Origin of the sequence: Enterobacter sp. V89_11 (assembly GCF_029967775.1) — a bacterium.
Classification (GTDB): Bacteria; Pseudomonadota; Gammaproteobacteria; order Enterobacterales; family Enterobacteriaceae; genus Enterobacter; species Enterobacter ludwigii.
The window spans coordinates 1-21022 of record NZ_JASCAN010000029.1 but is presented as its reverse complement, the minus strand read 5'-3'; the positions used below and the strand labels follow the sequence as shown (position 1 = coordinate 21022).

At 55.1% G+C, this 21022-nt stretch carries 21 protein-coding genes; 10 read left to right on the top strand and 11 right to left on the bottom strand.

Annotation, left to right across the window (positions count from 1 at the left end):
* Positions 1 to 12 precede the first annotated feature (12 nt).
* Together groL and QLG09_RS21345 are read left to right on the top strand one after the other, a co-directional pair.
* Positions 13 to 1656, top strand: a complete 1644-nt coding sequence (gene groL, locus QLG09_RS21350) for a chaperonin GroEL (RefSeq protein ID WP_032679409.1) — start codon at positions 13 to 15, stop codon at positions 1654 to 1656.
* Between the two features lie 137 nt (positions 1657 to 1793).
* Positions 1794 to 2147: a DUF4156 domain-containing protein gene (locus QLG09_RS21345; RefSeq protein WP_049023907.1), complete on the top strand. Its 354-nt coding sequence runs from the start codon at positions 1794 to 1796 to the stop codon at positions 2145 to 2147.
* A 63-nt stretch (positions 2148 to 2210) separates the two neighbouring features.
* Here the strand turns inward: QLG09_RS21345 and epmB are convergent, their stop codons facing one another.
* The gene (epmB, locus tag QLG09_RS21340) at positions 2211 to 3239 is read right to left on the bottom strand and encodes an EF-P beta-lysylation protein EpmB (protein WP_049023908.1); all 1029 of its coding nucleotides are present in this window, start codon (positions 3237 to 3239) and stop codon (positions 2211 to 2213) included.
* Positions 3240 to 3279: 40 nt separating this feature from the next.
* Between epmB and efp the strand changes: the two genes are divergently transcribed.
* The 3 genes from efp (at position 3280) to ecnB (ending at position 4291) form a co-directional block, all read left to right on the top strand.
* Positions 3280 to 3846, top strand: coding sequence for an elongation factor P (gene efp, locus QLG09_RS21335; RefSeq protein ID WP_014882207.1), 567 nt, complete (start codon positions 3280 to 3282; stop codon positions 3844 to 3846).
* Between the two features lie 58 nt (positions 3847 to 3904).
* Positions 3905 to 4036 (top strand): entericidin A/B family lipoprotein, encoded by a 132-nt coding sequence (locus QLG09_RS21330; protein WP_025206267.1) that lies wholly within the window; start codon positions 3905 to 3907, stop codon positions 4034 to 4036.
* A 108-nt stretch (positions 4037 to 4144) separates the two neighbouring features.
* Positions 4145 to 4291: a lipoprotein toxin entericidin B gene (gene ecnB, locus QLG09_RS21325; protein ID WP_014168289.1), complete on the top strand. Its 147-nt coding sequence runs from the start codon at positions 4145 to 4147 to the stop codon at positions 4289 to 4291.
* 38 nt (positions 4292 to 4329) lie between these two features.
* Here the strand turns inward: ecnB and QLG09_RS21320 are convergent, their stop codons facing one another.
* Positions 4330 to 4929 carry a LuxR C-terminal-related transcriptional regulator gene (locus QLG09_RS21320; protein ID WP_282489376.1) on the bottom strand — a complete coding sequence of 200 codons (600 nt, stop codon included), beginning with the start codon at positions 4927 to 4929 and terminating at the stop codon, positions 4330 to 4332.
* A 262-nt stretch (positions 4930 to 5191) separates the two neighbouring features.
* Here QLG09_RS21320 and sugE point away from each other — a divergent pair, with 262 nt between their 5' ends.
* Positions 5192 to 5509, top strand: a complete 318-nt coding sequence (gene sugE / locus QLG09_RS21315) for a quaternary ammonium compound efflux SMR transporter SugE (protein WP_032681885.1) — start codon at positions 5192 to 5194, stop codon at positions 5507 to 5509.
* Here sugE and QLG09_RS21310 read toward each other — a convergent pair.
* Together QLG09_RS21310 and blaACT are read right to left on the bottom strand one after the other, a co-directional pair.
* Positions 5506 to 6036 carry a lipocalin family protein gene (locus QLG09_RS21310; RefSeq protein WP_014168292.1) on the bottom strand — a complete coding sequence of 177 codons (531 nt, stop codon included), beginning with the start codon at positions 6034 to 6036 and terminating at the stop codon, positions 5506 to 5508. The genes sugE and QLG09_RS21310 overlap by 4 nt on opposite strands.
* A 98-nt stretch (positions 6037 to 6134) precedes the next feature.
* The gene (blaACT, locus tag QLG09_RS21305) at positions 6135 to 7280 is read right to left on the bottom strand and encodes an ACT family cephalosporin-hydrolyzing class C beta-lactamase (protein ID WP_047954938.1); all 1146 of its coding nucleotides are present in this window, start codon (positions 7278 to 7280) and stop codon (positions 6135 to 6137) included.
* Positions 7281 to 7412: 132 nt separating this feature from the next.
* Between blaACT and ampR the strand changes: the two genes are divergently transcribed.
* A complete protein-coding gene (gene ampR, locus QLG09_RS21300) occupies positions 7413 to 8288 on the top strand; it encodes a LysR family transcriptional regulator AmpR (protein WP_232947379.1) in 876 nt (291 codons plus the stop codon).
* 29 nt (positions 8289 to 8317) lie between these two features.
* Here the strand turns inward: ampR and frdD are convergent, their stop codons facing one another.
* The 4 genes from frdD to frdA are packed head-to-tail and all read right to left on the bottom strand — an operon-like array spanning position 8318 to position 11611.
* A complete protein-coding gene (gene frdD, locus QLG09_RS21295; RefSeq protein WP_020882959.1) occupies positions 8318 to 8677 on the bottom strand; it encodes a fumarate reductase subunit FrdD in 360 nt (119 codons plus the stop codon).
* 10 nt (positions 8678 to 8687) lie between these two features.
* Entirely contained in the window at positions 8688 to 9083 is a 396-nt protein-coding gene (frdC, locus tag QLG09_RS21290) for a fumarate reductase subunit FrdC (RefSeq protein ID WP_014168296.1), read from the bottom strand.
* 10 nt (positions 9084 to 9093) lie between these two features.
* Positions 9094 to 9828, bottom strand: coding sequence for a fumarate reductase iron-sulfur protein (gene frdB / locus QLG09_RS21285; protein ID WP_020882957.1), 735 nt, complete (start codon positions 9826 to 9828; stop codon positions 9094 to 9096).
* Positions 9821 to 11611: a fumarate reductase (quinol) flavoprotein subunit gene (gene frdA / locus QLG09_RS21280; RefSeq protein ID WP_282489374.1), complete on the bottom strand. Its 1791-nt coding sequence runs from the start codon at positions 11609 to 11611 to the stop codon at positions 9821 to 9823. Before frdA ends, frdB begins: the two co-directional genes overlap by 8 nt.
* Positions 11612 to 11921: 310 nt before the next feature.
* Here frdA and epmA point away from each other — a divergent pair, with 310 nt between their 5' ends.
* Positions 11922 to 12899 (top strand): elongation factor P--(R)-beta-lysine ligase, encoded by a 978-nt coding sequence (gene epmA, locus QLG09_RS21275; RefSeq protein WP_020882955.1) that lies wholly within the window; start codon positions 11922 to 11924, stop codon positions 12897 to 12899.
* A gap of 200 nt (positions 12900 to 13099) precedes the next feature.
* The gene (yjeM, locus tag QLG09_RS21270; protein WP_151712047.1) at positions 13100 to 14599 is read left to right on the top strand and encodes a glutamate/gamma-aminobutyrate family transporter YjeM; all 1500 of its coding nucleotides are present in this window, start codon (positions 13100 to 13102) and stop codon (positions 14597 to 14599) included.
* 39 nt (positions 14600 to 14638) lie between these two features.
* On the opposite strand, the gene mscM is transcribed toward yjeM, so the two are convergent.
* The 3 genes from mscM to rsgA form a co-directional block, all read right to left on the bottom strand.
* Positions 14639 to 17962 carry a miniconductance mechanosensitive channel MscM gene (gene mscM, locus QLG09_RS21265; RefSeq protein WP_025206261.1) on the bottom strand — a complete coding sequence of 1108 codons (3324 nt, stop codon included), beginning with the start codon at positions 17960 to 17962 and terminating at the stop codon, positions 14639 to 14641.
* Positions 17963 to 17981: 19 nt separating this feature from the next.
* Positions 17982 to 18950, bottom strand: a complete 969-nt coding sequence (gene asd, locus QLG09_RS21260) for an archaetidylserine decarboxylase (protein ID WP_032681882.1) — start codon at positions 18948 to 18950, stop codon at positions 17982 to 17984.
* A gap of 97 nt (positions 18951 to 19047) precedes the next feature.
* The gene (gene rsgA, locus QLG09_RS21255) at positions 19048 to 20100 is read right to left on the bottom strand and encodes a small ribosomal subunit biogenesis GTPase RsgA (protein WP_020882951.1); all 1053 of its coding nucleotides are present in this window, start codon (positions 20098 to 20100) and stop codon (positions 19048 to 19050) included.
* 107 nt (positions 20101 to 20207) lie between these two features.
* Here rsgA and orn point away from each other — a divergent pair, with 107 nt between their 5' ends.
* The gene (orn, locus tag QLG09_RS21250) at positions 20208 to 20753 is read left to right on the top strand and encodes an oligoribonuclease (RefSeq protein ID WP_025206260.1); all 546 of its coding nucleotides are present in this window, start codon (positions 20208 to 20210) and stop codon (positions 20751 to 20753) included.
* Positions 20754 to 21022: the final 269 nt, after the last annotated feature.

The following is a 21022-nucleotide window of genomic DNA, read 5'->3' as shown; positions in this document are numbered from 1 at the left end:
GGAAATAAGAACATGGCAGCTAAAGACGTAAAATTCGGTAACGACGCTCGTGTAAAAATGCTCCGCGGCGTAAACGTACTGGCAGATGCAGTTAAAGTGACCCTGGGCCCGAAAGGCCGTAACGTAGTGCTGGATAAATCCTTCGGCGCGCCAACCATCACGAAAGACGGTGTTTCTGTAGCACGTGAAATCGAGCTGGAAGACAAGTTCGAAAACATGGGCGCGCAGATGGTGAAAGAAGTTGCCTCTAAAGCGAACGACGCTGCAGGCGACGGTACCACCACCGCAACCGTACTGGCACAAGCTATCATCACCGAAGGTCTGAAAGCCGTTGCTGCGGGTATGAACCCAATGGATCTGAAGCGCGGTATCGACAAAGCGGTTACTGCGGCGGTTGAAGAGCTGAAAACACTGTCCGTTCCATGCTCCGACTCTAAAGCGATTGCTCAGGTTGGTACTATCTCCGCTAACTCCGACGAAACCGTAGGTAAACTGATCGCAGAAGCGATGGACAAAGTCGGTAAAGAAGGCGTGATCACCGTTGAAGACGGTACCGGTCTGGAAGACGAACTGGACGTGGTTGAAGGTATGCAGTTCGACCGCGGTTACCTGTCCCCATACTTCATCAACAAGCCAGAAACGGGCGCTGTTGAGCTGGAAAGCCCATTCATCCTGCTGGCTGACAAGAAAATCTCCAACATCCGTGAAATGCTGCCAGTGCTGGAAGCCGTTGCGAAAGCAGGCAAGCCGCTGGTTATCATTGCTGAAGACGTTGAAGGTGAAGCACTGGCGACCCTGGTGGTTAACACCATGCGTGGCATCGTGAAAGTGGCTGCGGTTAAAGCACCTGGCTTCGGCGACCGCCGTAAAGCGATGCTGCAGGATATCGCTACCCTGACTGGCGGTACCGTAATCTCTGAAGAGATCGGTATGGAGCTGGAAAAAGCGACCCTGGAAGACCTGGGCCAGGCTAAACGCGTTGTGATCAACAAAGACACCACCACCATCATTGATGGCGTGGGTGAAGAAGCGGCTATTCAGGGCCGTGTTGCTCAGATCCGTAAGCAGATTGAAGAAGCAACCTCTGATTACGACCGTGAAAAACTGCAGGAGCGCGTAGCGAAACTGGCAGGCGGCGTGGCAGTAATCAAAGTGGGTGCGGCAACTGAAGTTGAAATGAAAGAGAAGAAAGCACGCGTTGACGATGCTCTGCACGCGACCCGTGCAGCAGTAGAAGAAGGCGTGGTAGCTGGTGGTGGTGTCGCGCTGGTGCGTGTTGCCGCTAAACTGGCTGGCCTGACTGCTCAGAACGAAGATCAGAACGTGGGTATCAAAGTTGCGCTGCGCGCAATGGAAGCACCACTGCGTCAGATCGTTTCCAACGCCGGTGAAGAGCCATCCGTGGTTGCGAACATGGTGAAAGCGGGCGAAGGTAACTACGGTTACAACGCTGCAACTGAAGAATACGGCAACATGATCGACTTCGGTATCCTGGATCCAACCAAAGTGACCCGTTCTGCACTGCAGTACGCGGCCTCTGTAGCGGGTCTGATGATCACTACCGAGTGCATGGTGACCGACATGCCTAAAGGCGACGCACCTGACTTAGGTGCTGCGGGTATGGGCGGCATGGGTGGTATGGGCGGCATGATGTAATCGTGCGCTTTACCGCTTAGAATGAGAAAAACCCCCGGGCAGAAATGCTCGGGGGTTTTTCTTTTGGTCATCTTTTTAGTATAAGGTTTACACACGGACAACATCTGCTGTCCAGCTTATTGAAAACGAGGAATAACATGCGCGTAAAAGTCTGTGCAGGGATCGTAGGAGCAGCATTGCTGCTGGCGGGTTGTAGCTCCAGCAGTGAGCTGTCTGCTGCAGGTCAGGGCGTTCGCTTTGTTGAAGATAAGCCGGGTAACGAGTGCCAGTTTTTAGGCACGGCAACCGGTGAGCAAAGCAACTGGATGTCGGGTCAGCACGGTGAAGAAGGTGGATCTATGCGCGGTGCCGCTAACGCGCTGCGTAACCAGGCTGCAGAGATGGGTGGCAACGTGATTTACGGTGTGAGCAGCCCGTCGCAAGGGATGTTGTCCAGCTTCGTGCCAACGGCCAGCCAGATGAATGGCCAGGTCTATAAGTGCCCTAACTGATCTACATTGCTGATGGCGCTGCGCCCAACCCCACCGGGCGGATAAGCGTAGCGCCACCTGCCGTTATTGTTGCCGCAGTTGCAAATCCAGCGGCGTCTTACTCGGCTCACCGCCAATCTCTCGCGCCAGCTTCGGCACCATATAGCCTGAAACCAGCGTTAACAGTTCGCGCATAATCTGCCGGGCCTCTTCATCCGTGACCATGAAATGCGCCGCGCCTTGCACACGATCCAGTACGTGCAGGTAGTAGGGCATCACGCCCGCATCGAATAACGCATTACTGAGCTCCGCCAGAACCCGGGCATTATCATTCACACCGCGCAGCAACACGCTCTGGTTCAACAGCGTCACCCCCGCTTTGCGCAGACGCGCCATCGCCGCACGGAATGCCTCATCGATTTCATTCGCATGGTTGATATGGTTCACCAGCAGAACCTGTAAACGAGACTGCTCAAGGCGAGATACCAGACCGTCCGTAATACGTGCCGGAATAACAATCGGTAAACGGCTGTGGATGCGCAAACGCTTGATGTGTGGAATGGCTTCAAGCTGGGTCAACAGCCAGTCCAGCTCATGATCTTTTGCCATCAGCGGATCGCCACCCGAAAAAATGATCTCATCCAGTTCCGGATGGGCGGCGATATAGTCCAGGGCGACCTGCCAGTTGCGTTTATTACCCTGATTTTCGGCATACGGGAAGTGGCGACGGAAACAATAACGGCAGTTTACCGCGCAGCCGCCTTTCACCAGCAGAAGAGCACGGTTGAGATATTTGTGCAGTAAACCCGGTACCACACTGTTCTGCTCTTCCAGAGGATCGGTGCTGTATCCTGGCGCCGATATAAACTCTTCCTGCGCAGTAATCGTTTGTTTTAATAATGGATCGTCAGGGTTTCCTTTCTCCATACGGGCAACAAACGCGCGGGGAACACGCAGGGCAAAAAGTCGCTTAGCCTCGCGGCCTGCAAGCAACTCTGGGTGCTGATCGAGGTCTAACAGACGCAGCAATTCATCAGGACTGGTGATTACATCGGCAAGTTGCGATAACCAATCTTCTCTGGACGGGGTGTTTAGGGTTACAATATGCGCCATTTTGTGGCTTAGCTACCAGTTAACAAATTTAGAGGGCCTTATGGCAACGTACTATAGCAACGATTTTCGTGCTGGTCTTAAAATCATGATGGACGGCGAACCGTACGCGGTTGAAGCCAGCGAATTCGTTAAACCAGGTAAAGGCCAGGCATTCGCGCGCGTTAAGCTGCGTCGCCTGCTGACCGGTACCCGTGTTGAGAAAACCTTCAAGTCTACTGACTCCGCTGAAGGCGCTGATGTTGTCGATATGAACCTGACTTACCTGTACAACGACGGTGAGTTCTGGCACTTCATGAACAACGAAACGTTCGAGCAGCTGTCTGCGGATGCTAAAGCGATTGGCGATAGCGAAAAATGGCTGCTGGACCAGGCTGAGTGCATCGTGACCCTGTGGAACGGCCAGCCTATCGCTGTTACCCCACCAAACTTCGTAGAGCTGGAAATCGTTGAAACCGACCCAGGTCTGAAAGGTGATACCGCAGGTACTGGCGGCAAGCCAGCTACCCTGTCCACCGGTGCAGTGGTTAAAGTTCCACTGTTCGTACAGACTGGTGAAGTGATCAAAGTAGATACCCGCTCCGGCGAATACGTATCTCGCGTGAAGTAATTTACGTCAAGACTGAAGGCGCAGCGCCCGCTGCGCCTGTTTTTTGCAGGCAGGGATGATGAACCGTACCGTTAAAATTCTGCTTCTGTTAGCGCTGTCCAGCGCGTTGCTTTCCGGCTGTAACACCACGCGTGGAATGGGGGAAGATATCCAGGATCTCGGCCATATCATTTCTCACGCGGCCAGCTAACCCCGTCTAATTTTCCTAAAAATGCGTCCTTTTCCGTCAAACGACGGGATATTGTCTATTCTTAAGTTGCTATACACAAAACAACTTTGGCTATAAAAGGAAGATATTATGGTTAAGAAGACAATTGCAGCGATCTTTTCAGTCCTGGTACTTTCTTCAGTATTAACAGCCTGTAATACCACGCGTGGCGTTGGTCAGGATATTTCTGAAGGTGGTAGTGCAATCTCTGGTGCGGCAAGTAAAGCACAGCAGTAATTGAATAAACGGTACGGAACCAGACGGGTTTCGTACCGTCAGCTTTCTAATTCCTGCAGGGATAAAAACGGTGAATAACGCGTATCCATATGCAATTTCATGCGGATATTCCGTTTATAGGTATAGACCGTTTTACCGTTAATACTCAGGTGAGCCGCAATTTTCTGATTGCTGGCACCCTCCATCCACAACGTCAGCACTTTCTCCTCCTGGCGCGTCAGCAAAGGCGCGGTTACCTTTGGCTTTTCACTGTTCGCGTGCGAAATTAGTGCGTCGTGGATAACTGTCCCCAGTTGTTCAAGACGGGCATTTTTCAACAGCGATGACCAGACCGGGAATTGCTTCAGCCAGGCGGTCATTTCACTATCCTCACCCGATTGCAGCAAAATAAAGGGCACTCTTTCGCTGGCGTTCAGTAAAGATGAGAGGGACTGAAAGGGATGGACATCCTGTCTGAACCCATGCAGGTCAGCAATGACCAGCGTCGGTTTCCATTGCAGAATGTGCTCTCTGGCGAGGAAAAGATTATTCAGGCCGGTCACAACGACGTTTTCCGGAAATAAACCGGAATGATTGAGCCATGCTTCAAACCCGGTGCGGGTGAAGTGACAACGGTCAATCAAAAGAATTTTGAACATATTATATTCGCAGTCGGCTAGTGGTTTGGCTTCCTGCCATCAGAAAGCACATCATCATAGAGAAGTCGGATGAGTGATAAATGCCTGAACTGCGCGGCATACTGCGGCTATTTCTTGCCTTAACATGTTCAGCACAAAAGGATTGAAAAAAAATCGCACGCTAACCAAAATATGAGGCGTAATCTTTGCCTTGCGGGACGACCCGTAAGCGCTTCCTTCATCGGGGACGGCCCCAACTTGCATTTAAGTTAAGGAGCCTGAAATGTCCTGGATCATTCTTGTTATTGCTGGCCTGCTCGAAGTGGTATGGGCGATAGGTCTGAAGTACACCCACGGTTTTACCCGCCTGACACCCAGCGTCATTACCCTTACCGCGATGATTGTGAGTATCGTTTTGCTCTCGTGGGCGATGCGTTCTTTACCGGTGGGGACAGCGTATGCCGTCTGGACGGGAATTGGCGCCGTGGGGGCGGCCATCACGGGGATCCTGCTGTTGGGTGAGTCAGCGAGTCTGGCGCGTATCGCCAGCCTCGCCCTGATTGTGGCCGGTATTATTGGGTTGAAGCTCAGCACCCATTAATGGGGTTGTTCTACCCAGATGAGTTTCGACACATCAAACCCTTGCCGGGTCGCGACGTCCAGCATCTGCTGTTTCATCTCAGGTGAAAGGGTTGGGGTGCGAGAGAGGATCCACAGATAGTTGCGATCCGGCCCGCAGACCAGCGCGTGACGGTACTCTCTGTCGAGCGCGATCACGTTATATCCGCCATAGAACGGGCCGAAGAAGGAGACTTTGAGCGCGGCCCGTCGCGGGTCGCCGGTAAAGTACGCTTGTCCAATCGACTGCTGCCACATTTCCCGGTCCGGATTATAGCCCCGGTTGATAACCTGAATACCGCCGTCATCCATCGGGCTGTAATTTGCCGTGACCTTCTCTAAACCCCGTTCAAAACGGTGGTCAAGGCGCGCGATTTCATACCATGTTCCAAGAAAACGTTGTGCGTCGAAATTGCTGACAACGGTGACGCCGGGAGGGGGAGTAGGGGAGCTGCAGGCAACCACTAAAAACGCGGCTGTCACTGCGGCGATAACAGGCAAAATGCGCATAGGAGTTTCCTTACTGTTTTTTGTTAAGTGTAGATGACAGCAAGGAAAATGCGGGAATTTTGCAGGCCGGGTGAGCACCTACATCACCCGGCAAGATGTTACTGCAGAGCGCTCAGAATACGGTATGCCGCTTCCACGCGTGCCGGGTTCGGGTAGCTCTTGTTCGCCAGCATAACAATGCCGAGTTCCTTCTCAGGGATAAATGCCACGTAGCTGCCAAATCCGCCCGTCGAGCCTGTTTTATGTACCCATGACGCTTTTACCGGTGGAGCCGGAGGGTTCACTTCTGCCACGGGCAACGGTGCAAGCGCTACCTTGTTGTCGCTGCCCTCCACCACGGTTTTGGCTTCTACCGGCCAGTTGAGCATCTCCCAGCCCAGGCCCTGGTACATCGAGCCTGTGCGCCAGTATCGAGACTGTGCAAGCACCATGCCCTGCTTCAGTGAGGCATCCTGTATGCCATCGGGGGCCATGTTAGCCACCACCCAGCTCGCCATATCCTTCACGTTGGTTTTCACGCCATACGCTTCGGCGTCGAGCATGCCCGGCGAAACGTGAACCGCTTTACCGTCACGATAACCCCAGGCGTAATGCTGTTCTTCTGACTTCGGAACGTTAATCCACGTATGGTTCAGGTTAAGCGGCTTTAGGACCCGCTCTGTCATCGCCTGCTCAAAGCGCATGCCAGAAGGTTTCACCGCCAGAGCCCCAAACAGACCGATGCTGGCATTTGCATAAAGACGCGTGGTGCCTGGCGCCCACTGTGGTTGCCAGGACTGGTAAAAACGCAGCAGCGAGGCATTATCGGTAACCTCATCGGGCACCTGTAACGGCAGGCCACCGGCAGTATAGGTTGCCAGGTCCAGCATGCGAACGCCCTGCCACTGTTTGCCGGTCAGCTCAGGCCAGTATTTGGTCACCGGATCGCCCAGCGAAATTTCACCGCGAGCAATAGCATCGCCACCCAGAACGCCGGTGAAGGTTTTGCTGATTGAGCCCAGCTCAAACAGCGTTTGTGCAGTGACGGGTGTGTTCGCGGCGACATCGGCCTTGCCGAAGGTGAAGTAGTGCGGCTGGCCCTGATAGATCACGGCGACCGCCATACCCGGAATAGACTGCGCTTTCATCAGGGGCGTAACGGTACGTTCCACGACCTTCGCCAGCTGTGTTTCTGACAGAGGTGCGGCTAATGCAGCGCAGGAGGTGCTGAGCAGCAGGGCGCAGCACAGGGATTTTTTCATCATCAGTTATCTTCCGTAATAGCGAGTCAAGGGAGTGTCCGGGCCCGTCAGACATACCCAGTCTGTTGGATTTGACTGTGGCTGACAAACGGTTAAATTTAGCATTAGCTGTTAATTTTTCTAACGGATGGGTTGATGACACGCAGCTATTTACCGCTTAATTCGCTTCGTGCCTTCGAAGCCGCCGCAAGGCACCTCAGTTTTACTAATGCTGCCATTGAGCTGAATGTCACCCATTCAGCCATCAGTCAGCACGTTAAGACGCTGGAACAACATCTGAACTGTCAGCTGTTTGTCCGGGTTTCGCGCGGATTGATGCTGACGACAGAGGGCGAGAATCTGCTGCCGGTGCTGAACGATTCGTTTGATCGTATCGCCGGCATGCTGGATCGCTTTGCCAGTCATCGCGCGCTGGAGAAGCTTAAAATTGGCGTGGTGGGGACTTTTGCGACCGGGGTGTTATTCGCGCAGCTGGATGATTTCCGTCGCCGCTATCCGCATATCGATCTGCATCTTTCGACCCATAATAACCGCGTCGATCCGGCCGCCGAAGGACTGGATTACACGATCCGCTACGGTGGAGGGGCGTGGCATGGCACTGAAGCGACGTTTCTGTGTTCTGCGCCGCTGGCTCCGCTGTGCACGCCTGAAATTGCCGTCGGGCTACAAGCACCGGCGGACATGCTGAAGTTTACGCTGCTGCGCTCTTACCGACGCGACGAATGGTCGGCGTGGATGCAGGCCGCGGGCGAACTCCCGCCGTCACCAACGCATCGGGTGATGGTGTTTGATTCATCCGTTACCATGCTGGAAGCCGCGCAGGCCGGCGTGGGAATTGCTATCGCGCCTGTGAATATGTTCACTCATCTGCTGAACAGCGAACGTATCATTCAGCCGTTTGCGACACAGATTGAGCTGGGCAGTTACTGGTTAACCCGATTGCAGTCACGGACAGAAACCCCTGCAATGCGTGAGTTTGCACAGTGGCTGGTGGGGAAAATGCAGAAATGACAGGCCCGCCGGGAGGCGGGCCTGATGTATCAGATAGTAACCACGGCAATCAGCGTAACCACCGTCAGGATGGTTGCCAGACCGTAGAACACCCATTTCCCGCTCGGGACATGGATTTTCAGGTCATGCATCGCGTGGTGAATACGGTGCAGGCCACACCACAGCGGCAGGACGATCATCAGGAAGATGAACACACGGCCAATAAAGCTGCTGGCAAAGGCCAGTACTCGCTCGTAACCCAGCGCATCGCCCGGAAACAGCCCCAGTGGCAGCATAATACCGACCAGCAGGATGATGACCGGCGCGATGATGGCGCTCCACATCCCCCCTGCGCCAAACAGTCCCCAGAAGACCGGCTCGTCAGAACGTTTTGGATTTGGATTAATCACAGTAGTCTCCTTACCAGAACAGTGCGACAAACAGAATGACCACAGTGACGAGGATCGTCACTCCCCATAGCCCTTTAATGACCGGCTCTGGGCCCATTTTCTCGTCTTTAATGATGATATTCGCCGCTTTTGGCGCCAGTTCAAACCAGGTTTTGGTATGAAGCAGCGCTGCCGCGAGCACAATCAGGTTCAGGATCACGATGATGGGGTTTTGCAGGAAGCCGACAAAGCTGGCCCAGGTTTCAGGGCCATGTTTGAGGGCATAAACGCCATACATCAGCTCCAGGCTGAACCAGACCGCCGGCACCGCGGTGCCTTCACGCAGCATATAGAAGCGATAAAACGGCAGTTTCTTCCACCAGGTGGACGGCATTGGCCGCACGTAGGCTTTGCGTTTAGTCGTCATTATGCACTCCTTAGCGTGGTTTCAGGGTGGCGATAAGAAAGTCTTTCGAGCTTTCCACTTTACCCTGCTGAATAGCGGCGGCCGGGTCGACGTGCTTCGGACAGACTTCGGAGCAGTAGCCCACAAAAGTACAGCTCCAGACGCCGTTCTGGCTGTTAAGCTGCGCCATACGTTCTTTTTTACCGTGGTCGCGGCTGTCCTCGTTATAGCGGTGTGCCAGGGTAATGGCCGCCGGGCCAATAAACTCTGGATTCAGGCCAAACTGTGGACACGCGGCGTAGCACAGACCACAGTTGATGCAGCCGGAGAACTGATGGTATTTCGCCATCTGAGCTGGCGTCTGGGTGTTCGTCCCCTGATCCGGCGTACGTGGATTGCCGATGATGTACGGCTTAATCGCTTCCAGACTTTCGATAAAGTGGGTCATATCGACCACCAGATCGCGTTCAATCGGGAAGTTACCCAGCGCTTCTACTTTGATGCCTTTGGTGTATTCACGCAGGAAAGTTTTACAGGCCAGTTTCGGCACTTTGTTGACCATCATGCCGCAGGAGCCGCAGATTGCCATACGGCACGACCAGCGGTAGCTCAGGTCCGGCGCAAGGTTATCTTTGATATAGCCGAGCGCATCCAGCAGAGAGGTTTGCTCGTCATAAGGGACTTCATAGAATGCGCTGTGCGGTGCGGTGTCCACTTCCGGATTGTAGCGCACCACTTCGATTTTCAGTTTCTGCATCTCAGCCATTCGCCTTCTCCTTCTTCTCGGCGGCTTCTGCTTCTGCGCCATACACGCGTTTAGCCGGTGGCAACGTCGTGATTTTCACGTCGCTGTAGTCCAGACGGGTGGTGCCATCCGCATCGCGCCAGGCGAGAGTGTGTTTCAGGAAATTGACGTCATCACGTTCGGTGCAGCCTTCATCAAGACGCTGATGCGCGCCGCGTGACTCTTTACGGGCCAGCGCAGAGTGCGCCATACATTCCGCCACGTTCAGGCCGTGATCCAGCTCGATGGTATAGAGCAGGTCTGTGTTGAACACGCTGGAGGTATCGGTAATGCGCACGCGCTTGAAGCGTTCCTGCAGCTCTGCCAGCTTATCCACGGTTTTTTGCATCAGCTCAGGTGTACGGTAGATACCGCAGCCTTCTTCCATCGACAGGCCCATCTCGTCGCGGATTTTCGACCAGTTTTCATTTCCTTCCTGGTTCACCAGGTTCTTAAGCCGTTTTTCGACGTCAACGACCTGGGCATCCAGCGCCGCGCTGTTCGCCTCGCCCGAGGTGGCAGCACGCTCCATCGCGCGTTCGCCCGCCATGCGGCCAAAGACCACCAGCTCCGCCAGTGAGTTTGACCCCAGACGGTTAGCACCGTGCAGGCCGACAGAGGAGCACTCGCCCACGGCAAACAGCCCTTTAATGCGGGTTTCGCACTGCTGGTCGGTTTCGATACCGCCCATGGTGTAGTGAGCCGTTGGACGTACCGGAATCGGCTCTTTCACCGGATCGACGCCAACGTAGGCTTTTGCCAGTTCGCAAATGAACGGCAGACGTTCCAGCAGTTTCTTCTCGCCAAGATGACGCAGGTCGAGGTAGACCACATCGCCGCGTGGCGTGGAGATGGTGTTGCCTTTGCGCCACTCGTGCCAGAAGGCCTGAGACACTTTGTCGCGCGGGCCCAGTTCCATGTATTTGTTTTTCGGCTCGCCGAGCGGGGTTTCCGGGCCCATGCCGTAATCCTGCAGATAGCGGTAGCCATTTTTATTGACCAGGATCCCGCCTTCACCACGGCAGCCTTCCGTCATCAGAATGCCGGAGCCCGGCAGGCCAGTAGGGTGATACTGCACGAACTCCATATCCCGCAGCGGCACGCCGTGGCTGAGCGCCATGCCCATGCCGTCACCGGTGACGATACCGCCGTTGGTGTTGTAGCGGTAAACACGCCCCGCACCGCCGGTAGCCATGACCACCGCGTTGGCGCGGATCTGGACGAGGGTGCCTTCCATCATGTTCATCGCCACCAGACCGCGCGCCTGACCGTCATCAACCAGAATGTCGAGGACGAAATGTTCGTCAAAGCGCTGAATCTGTGGGAACTGAAGGGAGGTCTGGAACAGGGTGTGCAACATGTGGAAGCCGGTTTTATCGGCGGCGAACCAGGTGCGTTCGATCTTCATCCCGCCGAAGCGGCGAACGTTGACGCTGCCGTCCGGACGACGGCTCCACGGACATCCCCACTGTTCAAGCTGGGTCATCTCCGTAGGACAATGGTGTACAAAGTAGTCAACGACATCCTGCTCGCAAAGCCAGTCGCCCCCTGCAACCGTGTCGTGGAAATGGTATTCGAAGCTGTCATGATCCTGCGCAACGGCGGCGGATCCTCCTTCTGCGGCAACCGTATGGCTGCGCATCGGATAGACTTTTGAAATCAATGCGATTTTAGCGTTGGGATTAGCTTGTGCTGCAGCAATCGCAGCACGTAATCCAGCCCCGCCAGCGCCTATAACGGCAAGATCGGCTTGAAAAGTTTGCACGACATTCCTCCAGATTTTTGTTATTTCGCAACGCGATAAACTAAAGGTAGTTCACCCGTCCAAAAGGACGATTGCGAAAGCGTTTCCACTGCTCCTTTATGGGTAAAGCAGTATAACCGCGTGGATGTCAGGGAAATTTGACGTGTTCGATTTTTTTGCTGTTCTGTGCGGCGATTTATCGCGGTGAGTAATGAATTTCGTCGCGCAATTGTTCACCTAAATGAAATGCGCTTTTTTACTGCGCAAAATTTGTCTCCGTCCCTGGTAACGAGTAGACTTCGTGCCCTTGTCTGAAATCGGAGAAAAACTCATGAGCGAAACGGCCACCTGGCAGCCGAGCGCATCCATCCCCAACCTGCTAAAACGCGCTGCAATTATGGCGGAGATCCGCCGCTTCTTTGCCGACCGCGGCGTCCTTGAGGTGGAAACCCCGTGCATGAGTCAGGCAACGGTTACGGATATTCATCTGGTCCCGTTTGAAACCCGTTTTGTTGGTCCTGGCCACTCACAGGGCATGAATTTGTATCTGATGACCAGTCCGGAATACCACATGAAACGCCTGCTGGCGGCAGGGTGTGGCCCGGTCTATCAGCTGTGCCGCAGTTTCCGTAATGAAGAGATGGGGCGTCACCACAATCCCGAATTCACCATGCTGGAGTGGTACCGTCCGCATTATGATATGTACCGCCTGATGAACGAGGTGGACGATCTGCTGCAGCAGGTGCTGGAGTGCTCAGAAGCGGAAACGCTCTCTTATCAGCAGGTTTTCCAGCGTTACCTGGAAATTGATCCGCTCTCTGCGGATAAAGCGCAGCTGCGCGAAGTGGCGGCAAAACTGGATCTGAGCAACGTGGCAGATACCGAAGAAGACCGCGACACGCTGCTGCAACTGCTCTTCACCTTTGGCGTTGAACCGCAAATTGGCAAAGACCGGCCGACGTTTGTATATCACTTCCCGGCAAGCCAGGCTTCGCTGGCGCAGATCAGCACCGAAGATCACCGTGTGGCGGAGCGTTTTGAGGTCTATTACAAAGGTATCGAGCTGGCGAACGGCTTTCACGAACTGACCGACGCACGCGAACAGCAGCAGCGTTTTGAGCAGGATAACCGCAAGCGCGCGGCACGTGGCCTGCCGCAGCAGCCCATTGATACCCATCTGCTGGAAGCATTGAAGGCGGGCCTGCCGGACTGCTCCGGCGTGGCGCTGGGCGTTGATCGTCTGGTGATGCTGGCGCTGGGCGCAGAACAGCTGGGCGAAGTGATCGCGTTTACGGTCGATCGCGCATAACGCATCGCATTGCCGGGTAGCGCTGTCGCTTACCCGGCTCACCTCTGATGTCAATTAACCTTTCCATTTCCGCACGACAACATTAAAAACTGCCACATTCTCTGTACGCAGGTCTTTTTCTTAATTTGCCCCTAATAGCCACAATATTAGTCTGGTCATCTGCTACCATCCGCGCAGTTTAACTTCCTTTGGATGGCGCTATGTCCCAGTCACTTAAAAAGATGACCCTCACCGGGCTCATCCTGATGATTTTTACCTCCGTCTTTGGCTTTGCCAACAGCCCGTCGGCTTTCTATCTGATGGGCTACAGCGCAACGCCGTTCTACATCGTCTCGGCCCTGTTTTTCTTCATACCGTTTGCGCTGATGATGGCGGAAATGGGGGCGGCCTACCGCAAAGAAGAGGGCGGGATCTATTCCTGGATGAACAACAGCATCGGCCCGCGCTACGCGTTTATCGGCACGTTTATGTGGTTCTCCTCGTATGTGGTCTGGATGGTCAGTACGGCGGCCAAGGTCTGGGTACCGTTTTCGACGTTTGTTTTCGGTAGCGATCACACTCAGGTCTGGTCTTTGGCCGGTCTGAGCTCCACGCAGGTGGTCGGGATTCTGGCCGTCTGCTGGATGGTGGTTGTAACGCTGGTGGCGTCTAAGGGCATCAACAAAATTGCCCGCATTACCGCCGTGGGCGGGATCTCGGTGATGTGCCTGAACCTGGTGCTGCTGGTGGTCAGCATTGCCATTCTGTGCCTGAACGGCGGACACTTTGCTCAGGAGGTGAACTTCGTTTCCTCGCCCAACCCCAGCTATCAGTCCGGGCTCGCTATGCTCTCCTTTGTGGTGTTTGCCATTTTTGCGTACGGCGGTATTGAGGCGGTGGGCGGCCTGGTCGACAAGACCGAGAACCCGGAAAAGAACTTTGCGAAAGGCATTATTTTTGCCGCGATAGTTATCTCCATTGGCTATTCGCTGGCAATTTTCCTCTGGGGCGTCAGCACCAACTGGCAGCAGGTACTCAGCAACAACACCACTAACCTGGGCAACATTACCTATGTGCTGATGAAAAGCCTGGGGATGACGCTGGGACAAGCGATGAATCTGACACCGGAAGCGGCGGCAGCGACGGGCGTCTGGTTTGCACGCATCACCGGCTTGTCCATGTTCCTTGCCTATACCGGCGCGTTTTTCACGCTGATTTACTCTCCGTTGAAAGCGATAATTCAGGGCACGCCAAAAGCGCTGTGGCCTGCACGCATGACGCAACTGAATACCGCAGGTATGCCCGCCAACGCCATGTGGATGCAGTGCCTGCTGGTCAGCGTGTTCATTTTGCTGGTGTCGTTTGGTGGGGATACCGCGTCAGCGTTTTATAACAAGCTGACCCTGATGGCGAATGTGTCGATGACGCTGCCTTATCTCTTTCTGAGCCTGGCCTTCCCGTTCTTTAAGGCGAAGGAGGATCTTGAGCGTCCGTTTGTGATTTTCAAAACGCGCGCCGCCACGCTGCTGGCAACCACGGTGGTGGTGCTGGTAGTGGCATTCGCCAACATCTTTACCGTTATTCAGCCGGTGATTGAGGCGAATGACTGGAGTAGCGCACTGTGGATGGTGGGCGGCCCAGTCTTCTTCTCACTTCTGGCGATGGGGATTTATGAGAATTACCGCCGACGTTCTGTGGCGTTGCTGACGGAAGTGGCGTAGCGGTCAAACATTCCCCTCCCGGAAGGGAGGGGAGAAGGGTTACAGACTTCCTGCCGGGCGTGTGCGCGCCGCTGACGTTAACGTTCTTCCCGTTTTGCGCCCGTCCAGGCTTTCCAGACGCATCTGGAACGGTGGGAACGGCATATCAATGCCGTGCTCACGGAACCCTGCCAGAATCAGCTGGTGGATCTCATGACGCAGTGGCATACGGTGTCCCATTTCGGCGGCGTAAATACGCAGTTCGAAAATCTGGATCCCCTGTTGTAAATCCACCAGGAACACTTCCGGCGCCGGGTTATCGATCACGAATGAACAGCGCTCCGCGGCGGTGTAGAGGATCTGAGTGACCTCTTCGCTGTTGGCATCCGACGGCGCAGGTACCGTCAGCACCACACGCGTGACGGAGTCTGACAGCGACCAGTTGATAAACTGCTCGGTAATAAACGCCTTGTTCGGCACGATGATCTCTTTACGGTCCCAGTCGCTGATGGTGGTGGCGCGCGTGTTGATCCTGGTGATGCTGCCGGTCAAATCGCGGATCGTTACCGTATCGCCAATACGAATCGGTTTTTCGAACAGAATAATCAGGCCAGAGATAAAGTTGGCGAAGATCTCCTGTAAGCCAAACCCTAACCCCACACCAAGTGCCGCCACCAGCCACTGCAGTTTCGACCATTCAATACCAATCATTGAGAAGCCGACCAGCCCGCCAAACAGCATGATCAGATATTTGGTGATGGTGGTAATTGCATATCCCGTCCCCGGGGTTAAATCGAGATGCTGCAGCAGGGCCAGCTCCAGCAGTGCCGGGAAGTTACGCACCAGTTGGGTGGTGATGATCAACACCAGAATGGCAATCAACACCGCGCCTAAGGTAATCGGCTCCAGGCTCTCCACACCTTGTACCGTGGACGTTACGTCCCACAGGGAGATGTTTTCCAGGAAGCCAAACGCGGAGTGAATTTCCGACCACAGGAAGATCACCGACAGCAGGGCAATCAGCATCAGGATGGAGCGTACCAGTCGCAGGGATTGGGTACTGATGGCATCCAGATCCAGCTCGACTTCGTCAGCTTCCGTCGTGCCTTCTGTGCTGTTGACATGGTTTGGCTCTTCCTCGCCACGCGCACGCTGGGCGAGGATCTCTGCACGCCGGTGCTTGGCACGGTCGAACGCCAGGCGGCGGCGCTGGATCAGCATCCAGCGGCGTATCACGTGATACACCACCAGAAGCAGGAACCAAATCGCCACCGAGGTTTCAAGCCTCGCCAGCAGCGCCTTGGCGGTCGCCAGGTAACCCACCGTCGCTGCCAGCATGGCAATCAGCGGTGCGCTCAGCAGCAGGTTCCAGAGCAGCCGGTTGAACATGTTGTCGCCGTTACCGGATTTATCCAGATAGAGCGGGATACCGGCGCGTTTCAGGCTGAGCGTGACAATTGCCAGCGCCCCGCATATCAGCATAAAGCAGAGGCGGCCCAGCGACCCTGAGAATTCCCGGTCGTTGAGTTTATCGAACATGATCAGCGCCATAATCAGCGGCACAATCAGTCCGATGCTCATCAGGTAGTAACGCATGGCGCGTGCAACGCGATTACGCGGCCAGCCGAAGTGAGCGATGAACAAACCGTTGGGCCGCGCGAACGTGGCGCAAATCATTACCACCCACAGCAGTGGCACCGTGGCAGTGACGCCATCGCCAATGGCCACCGCGAGCGGGTAGGGCCAGGCTTCCCGCAGGCCATATCCAAGCGTCATCCACAGGACCGGTAGCGGTGAGGCGACGAGAATCGACCAGAAGACGGTGCGTAACGTCAGCCAGAAGTGATCCTGCGTAACTTTCCCCACCCGGGCGCTGGAGCGTTCCAGGAATCGGGTGAAATACCGGCGTGAGTAAATGCTGAAGCCCACCAGAATCAGTGCGGCCAGCAGCGGGAAAATGGTCTCTTTACTGGTGAGCATCATCACGCTGGCCTGGCCCAGCTGGCTGAAGGTATCCAGCGAAATAAGGCGGCGCAGATCCTGAACAATCTCAATCGGCCACGAGAAGGTCATCGGCCGCACGTCGGAGGTCCAGAAGAGATAACGGTGCGTTGCCTCATTCACCTCTTTCAGCGCATCTTCCAGTTGGCTATTAGAGACCTTCAGCTTGGTCAGTTCCAGAATCAGCGTATCCCCGCCCTGGAGCAGGGAGTTCAGCAGTTCACGCTGGGTACGCAACTGGGCTTCCAGAATGCGGTTCTGCTCGCTGGTCAGCGGCTGTCCGTCAGCCTGACGGATCTGGCGGATTTGCGGCTGTTTGTTGAGCAGATCCTCAAAGTGCAGTCGCTGCACGCGCAACTGAGCCATTTCGGTATCCAGCTGCTGCGGTTTGGGCATTTCCGGCAGGCGTGAGACCTGCGCGCGTAACGCTTCACCCAGCAGGTTTGATGACCCTAGCCATTGGGACTGCTCACGCAACGTGTTAAGCGCCTGGCGGACCTGTAGGGTTTGATTGGTAGCCTGGCGCTGTTGCGAGGCTACCAGATCCATACGCTGCGCCTGTTGGTTCAGCGCCGCAGAGAGCTCGCGGTTGACCTTAAACTGCTCAACGATGCCGCTGGGCAGGTTAGCGCTGTTTTCCGCCAGCAGTTCGGTGCTTTCAAGCGCACGCTCGGCTTCGCGCTGCCGCTGGCTGTTAAGCTGATTACGCAGGGCCTGCAGATATGCATCCAGCTGTTCGCTCTGCTTCTGCGCCAGCTCAGAGCGCATCCGTGACAGCTCCTGGCGGTTATTGGCGGAGAGCTGCGCCAGCTCCAGTTCATCGACAAGGGCTTTGAGGCGAGCAGATTCGGCCTGCAGTCCCAGATTCTGCGCCTGCGCTTGCGGCGTGTTGCCGCTTTGCGTGCCAACGCGACGCTCAACTTCATTAAGCTGGCGGCGGGCATCGGTTTGCTGCTGGGGAAGCTGGCTGAGCGAGTCGGCAATTTCACGCGCCCGCTCCTGCTCCTGCTGAGCCAGACGGCTCTTTTCCAGAAGCTGGCTGCTGACCTGGAGGATCTCCTGATTCAGCGCATCAGAAGACATGTCCGCCGGTATATCGCGCGGTTCATCACGCAGATTACTGAGCTGCGAGCGCAGCGTTTGCGAGAGTTTCGGGAAGTTGTCGATAACCTGCTGATATTGCTGTGCACGCTCAAGGGAGCCTTTTCGCTCCGCAAGCGCGTTCAGGGCGGACTGGAGCGACTCAACGGTCTCTGGCTGAGCGGGTTTTGCCGCTTTTGCCTGCTCCAGTTCCTGGGTTATCTGTTTTGCGTCGGGGGCTGTCGCTGCGTACGCCCCCATGCTGAGGCACCAGGCCATCAGTAGAACGATAATCGGGCGCACGTCAGCGATCCTTCTGTTATTAGCCTTCGTCTTTTTTGTCGTCAACCAGCGGGCTGGCGTCGTGCTCGGCGTCGATCTCTTCTTGGGACAACGGTGCAGGTTCTGACACCGGCGTTACGAAGGTTTCGGTAGAGACGGCCAGCGGCTGACCCAGTTTGGTGACCGACAGGCTTTCAAGCTGTTCGGCCAGCTTAACTTTACCCGGTGCAAACAGGTTGATAACGGTTGAGCCCAGCTTGAAGCGACCCATCTCCTGACCTTTCAGCAGGGCGACAGAGCCTTCTTCTTCGCCGGCAGGCCAGGTCCAGCGCTTGATCACGCCTTCACGTGGTGGGGTGATGGTGCCAGCCCAGACGGTTTCAATGCTGCCGACAATGGTCGCGCCCACCAGAATCTGCGCCATAGGACCGAATTCAGTATCAAACAGGCAAATGACGCGTTCGTTACGGGCGAACAGGTTAGGTACGTTCTGCGCCGTGAGGTGGTTCACGGAGAACAGATCGCCCGGAACGTAGATCATTTCACGCAGGATGCCGTTGCACGGCATGTGCACGCGGTGATAGTCGCGCGGTGAGAGATAGGTGGTCGCGAAGGTCCCGTTACGGAACAGATCCGCCATCAGGTAGTTACCTGCCAGCAACGCTTCCAGGCTGTAGTTATGGCCTTTCGCCTGCAGGATTTTGTCGTCTTCGATGTGACCCAGTTGGCTAATCACGCCATCTGCAGGCATCACCAGCACGTTAGGGTCCGTATTCAGCGGGCGCACGTCGTCGCGCAGTGGGCGGACGAAAAACTCGTTGAAGGTGCGGTAGCTGGCGGTATCCGGCTTCTGCGCCTCTTTCATGTCGACCTTGTAATATTTTACGAAAAGGTCGATGACCAGTTTGGTCAGCCAGCCCGCTCGTTTGCTCGCGCCCCAGCCCGCCAGGCGAGTGAGCCACAGTTTCGGCAGAATGTATTGAAGCGAAAGTTTAAATGAGTTTAACAAGGTAGCCTCCAGGCCATTGTTTTGTCGTTCCTGATCCGGCCGCAAAGCGCCGGAACCTGAAAAAAGGGGACGATTTTAGCGATGCTTAGCTTAGTTGTCAGTTATCAGAATCAGAAAAGTTTTTACGCGTTTTTACCTGATCCATGCTCTCGAGAATGCGGTGGTAGTTTTCAAAGCGGGTCTCTGCTATTTCGCCTTTCTCGACCGCTTCACGGATAGCGCAGCCCGGGTCATTGTCATGTTTACAGTCGCGGTATTTGCAAGCACCTAAATAATCATGGAATTCGACAAATCCGTTGAAGATTTGTTCCGGCTCAAGGTGCCACAAACCGAATTCACGCACGCCCGGGGAGTCAATGACATCACCGCCGTGCGGGAAGTGATACAGGCGTGACGCGGTGGTAGTGTGCTGGCCCAGGCCAGAAACATCAGACACATCGTTGGTCACGATCTCTTGCTGGAGGCCGAGAAGGTTGTTCAGCAGGCTCGATTTGCCCACACCGGACTGTCCCGCAAAGATGCTGATGCGATCGGTAAGCGCCTCTTCAAGCGGTTTCAGACCATCTTTGGTATAGCTGGAAACCATCAGAACGCGATACCCGATGTTACGGTAGATATCCATCTGCTCGTTGACGAAGTTCATACCGTCTTCATCGAGCAGATCGATTTTGTTGAGTACGATGATCGGTTCAACCTGCAGCGTTTCACAGGCGACAAGGTATCGGTCGATAATATTGAGCGAAAGTTCAGGCAAAATCGCTGAGACGATAACGATCTGGTTAATGTTGGCTGCGATAGGTTTAACCCCGTCGTAGAAATCGGGACGGGTCAGTACCGACGTACGCGCGTGGACCGCCTCAACGATGCCTTTTACCGTGACGCCTTCCGCCGCTTCTTTACCCGGGCGCCAGACCACGCGATCGCCGGTCACCAGAGAACGAATCGTCCGGCGGATGTTGCAGCGGTGAATCTCACCGTTGGCGGATTCCACGTCGGCGTGCATACCGAAACGGCTGATGACGATGCCTTCCATCGGTTCGCCAAACAGGTTGTCGTCGTAATCGACCTTCTCCGAAGTGGTTTTAAGACGGCGCTGGTGATTGGCATTCACACGGCGCTGCTGCCCTTTGGAGAGTTTATTTTTACTCAATCGCGCTGGCTCCTGGTCGCCCGTAAGGGGCAAAACCTCTATGATACACTCTAATTAATACTAGTTAACCTGCTACAGCCGGTTATGCGAGAAGGGTGGAAAATAACATGAGCGCGGATGAAAACAACCTGATTTGGATCGATCTTGAAATGACCGGGCTGGATCCCGAGCGCGATCGCATTATTGAGATTGCAACCCTGGTGACCGATGCCAACCTGAATATTCTGGCGGAAGGGCCGACTATCGCGGTTCATCAGTCCGACGACCAGCTTGCGTTAATGGATGAGTGGAACGTGCGCACCCACACGGGGAGCGGGCTGGTGGAGCGCGTTAAGGCTAGCACCATGGGCGATCGCGAGGCGGAGCTGGCAACGCTTGCGTTTCTGAAACAGTGGGTTCCGGCGGGCAAATCACCTATCTGCGGTAACAGCATCGGTCAGGATCGCCGTTTTCTGTTTAAGTACATGCCGGAGCTGGAGTCTTACTTCCATTACCGCTATCTGGATGTGAGCACCCTGAAAGAGCTGGCGCGTCGCTGGAAACCGGAAATCCTGGATGGCTTTAAAAAGCAGGGAACGCATCAGGCCATGGACGATATCCGTGAGTCCGTGGCCGAACTGGCGTATTATCGCGAGAACTTTATTAAGCTGTAATTCAGGCGGTTGCCGGGGGCGTTGCGCGTTACCCGGCTTACAGAACGCATGAATGGTGTAAAAACGTGCAAAGCGATGAATATTCCATCACTTGAACTGAATTTCACAAAAAACGCTTTTAGGGGGGTTGCAGCTAAACGGATTTCTCGTATAATGCGCCTCCCGTAACGACAGAGAAATACACGTTACGACAGCAACAAAAGCAGTGCAAATTTGCGGGAATAGCTCAGTTGGTAGAGCACGACCTTGCCAAGGTCGGGGTCGCGAGT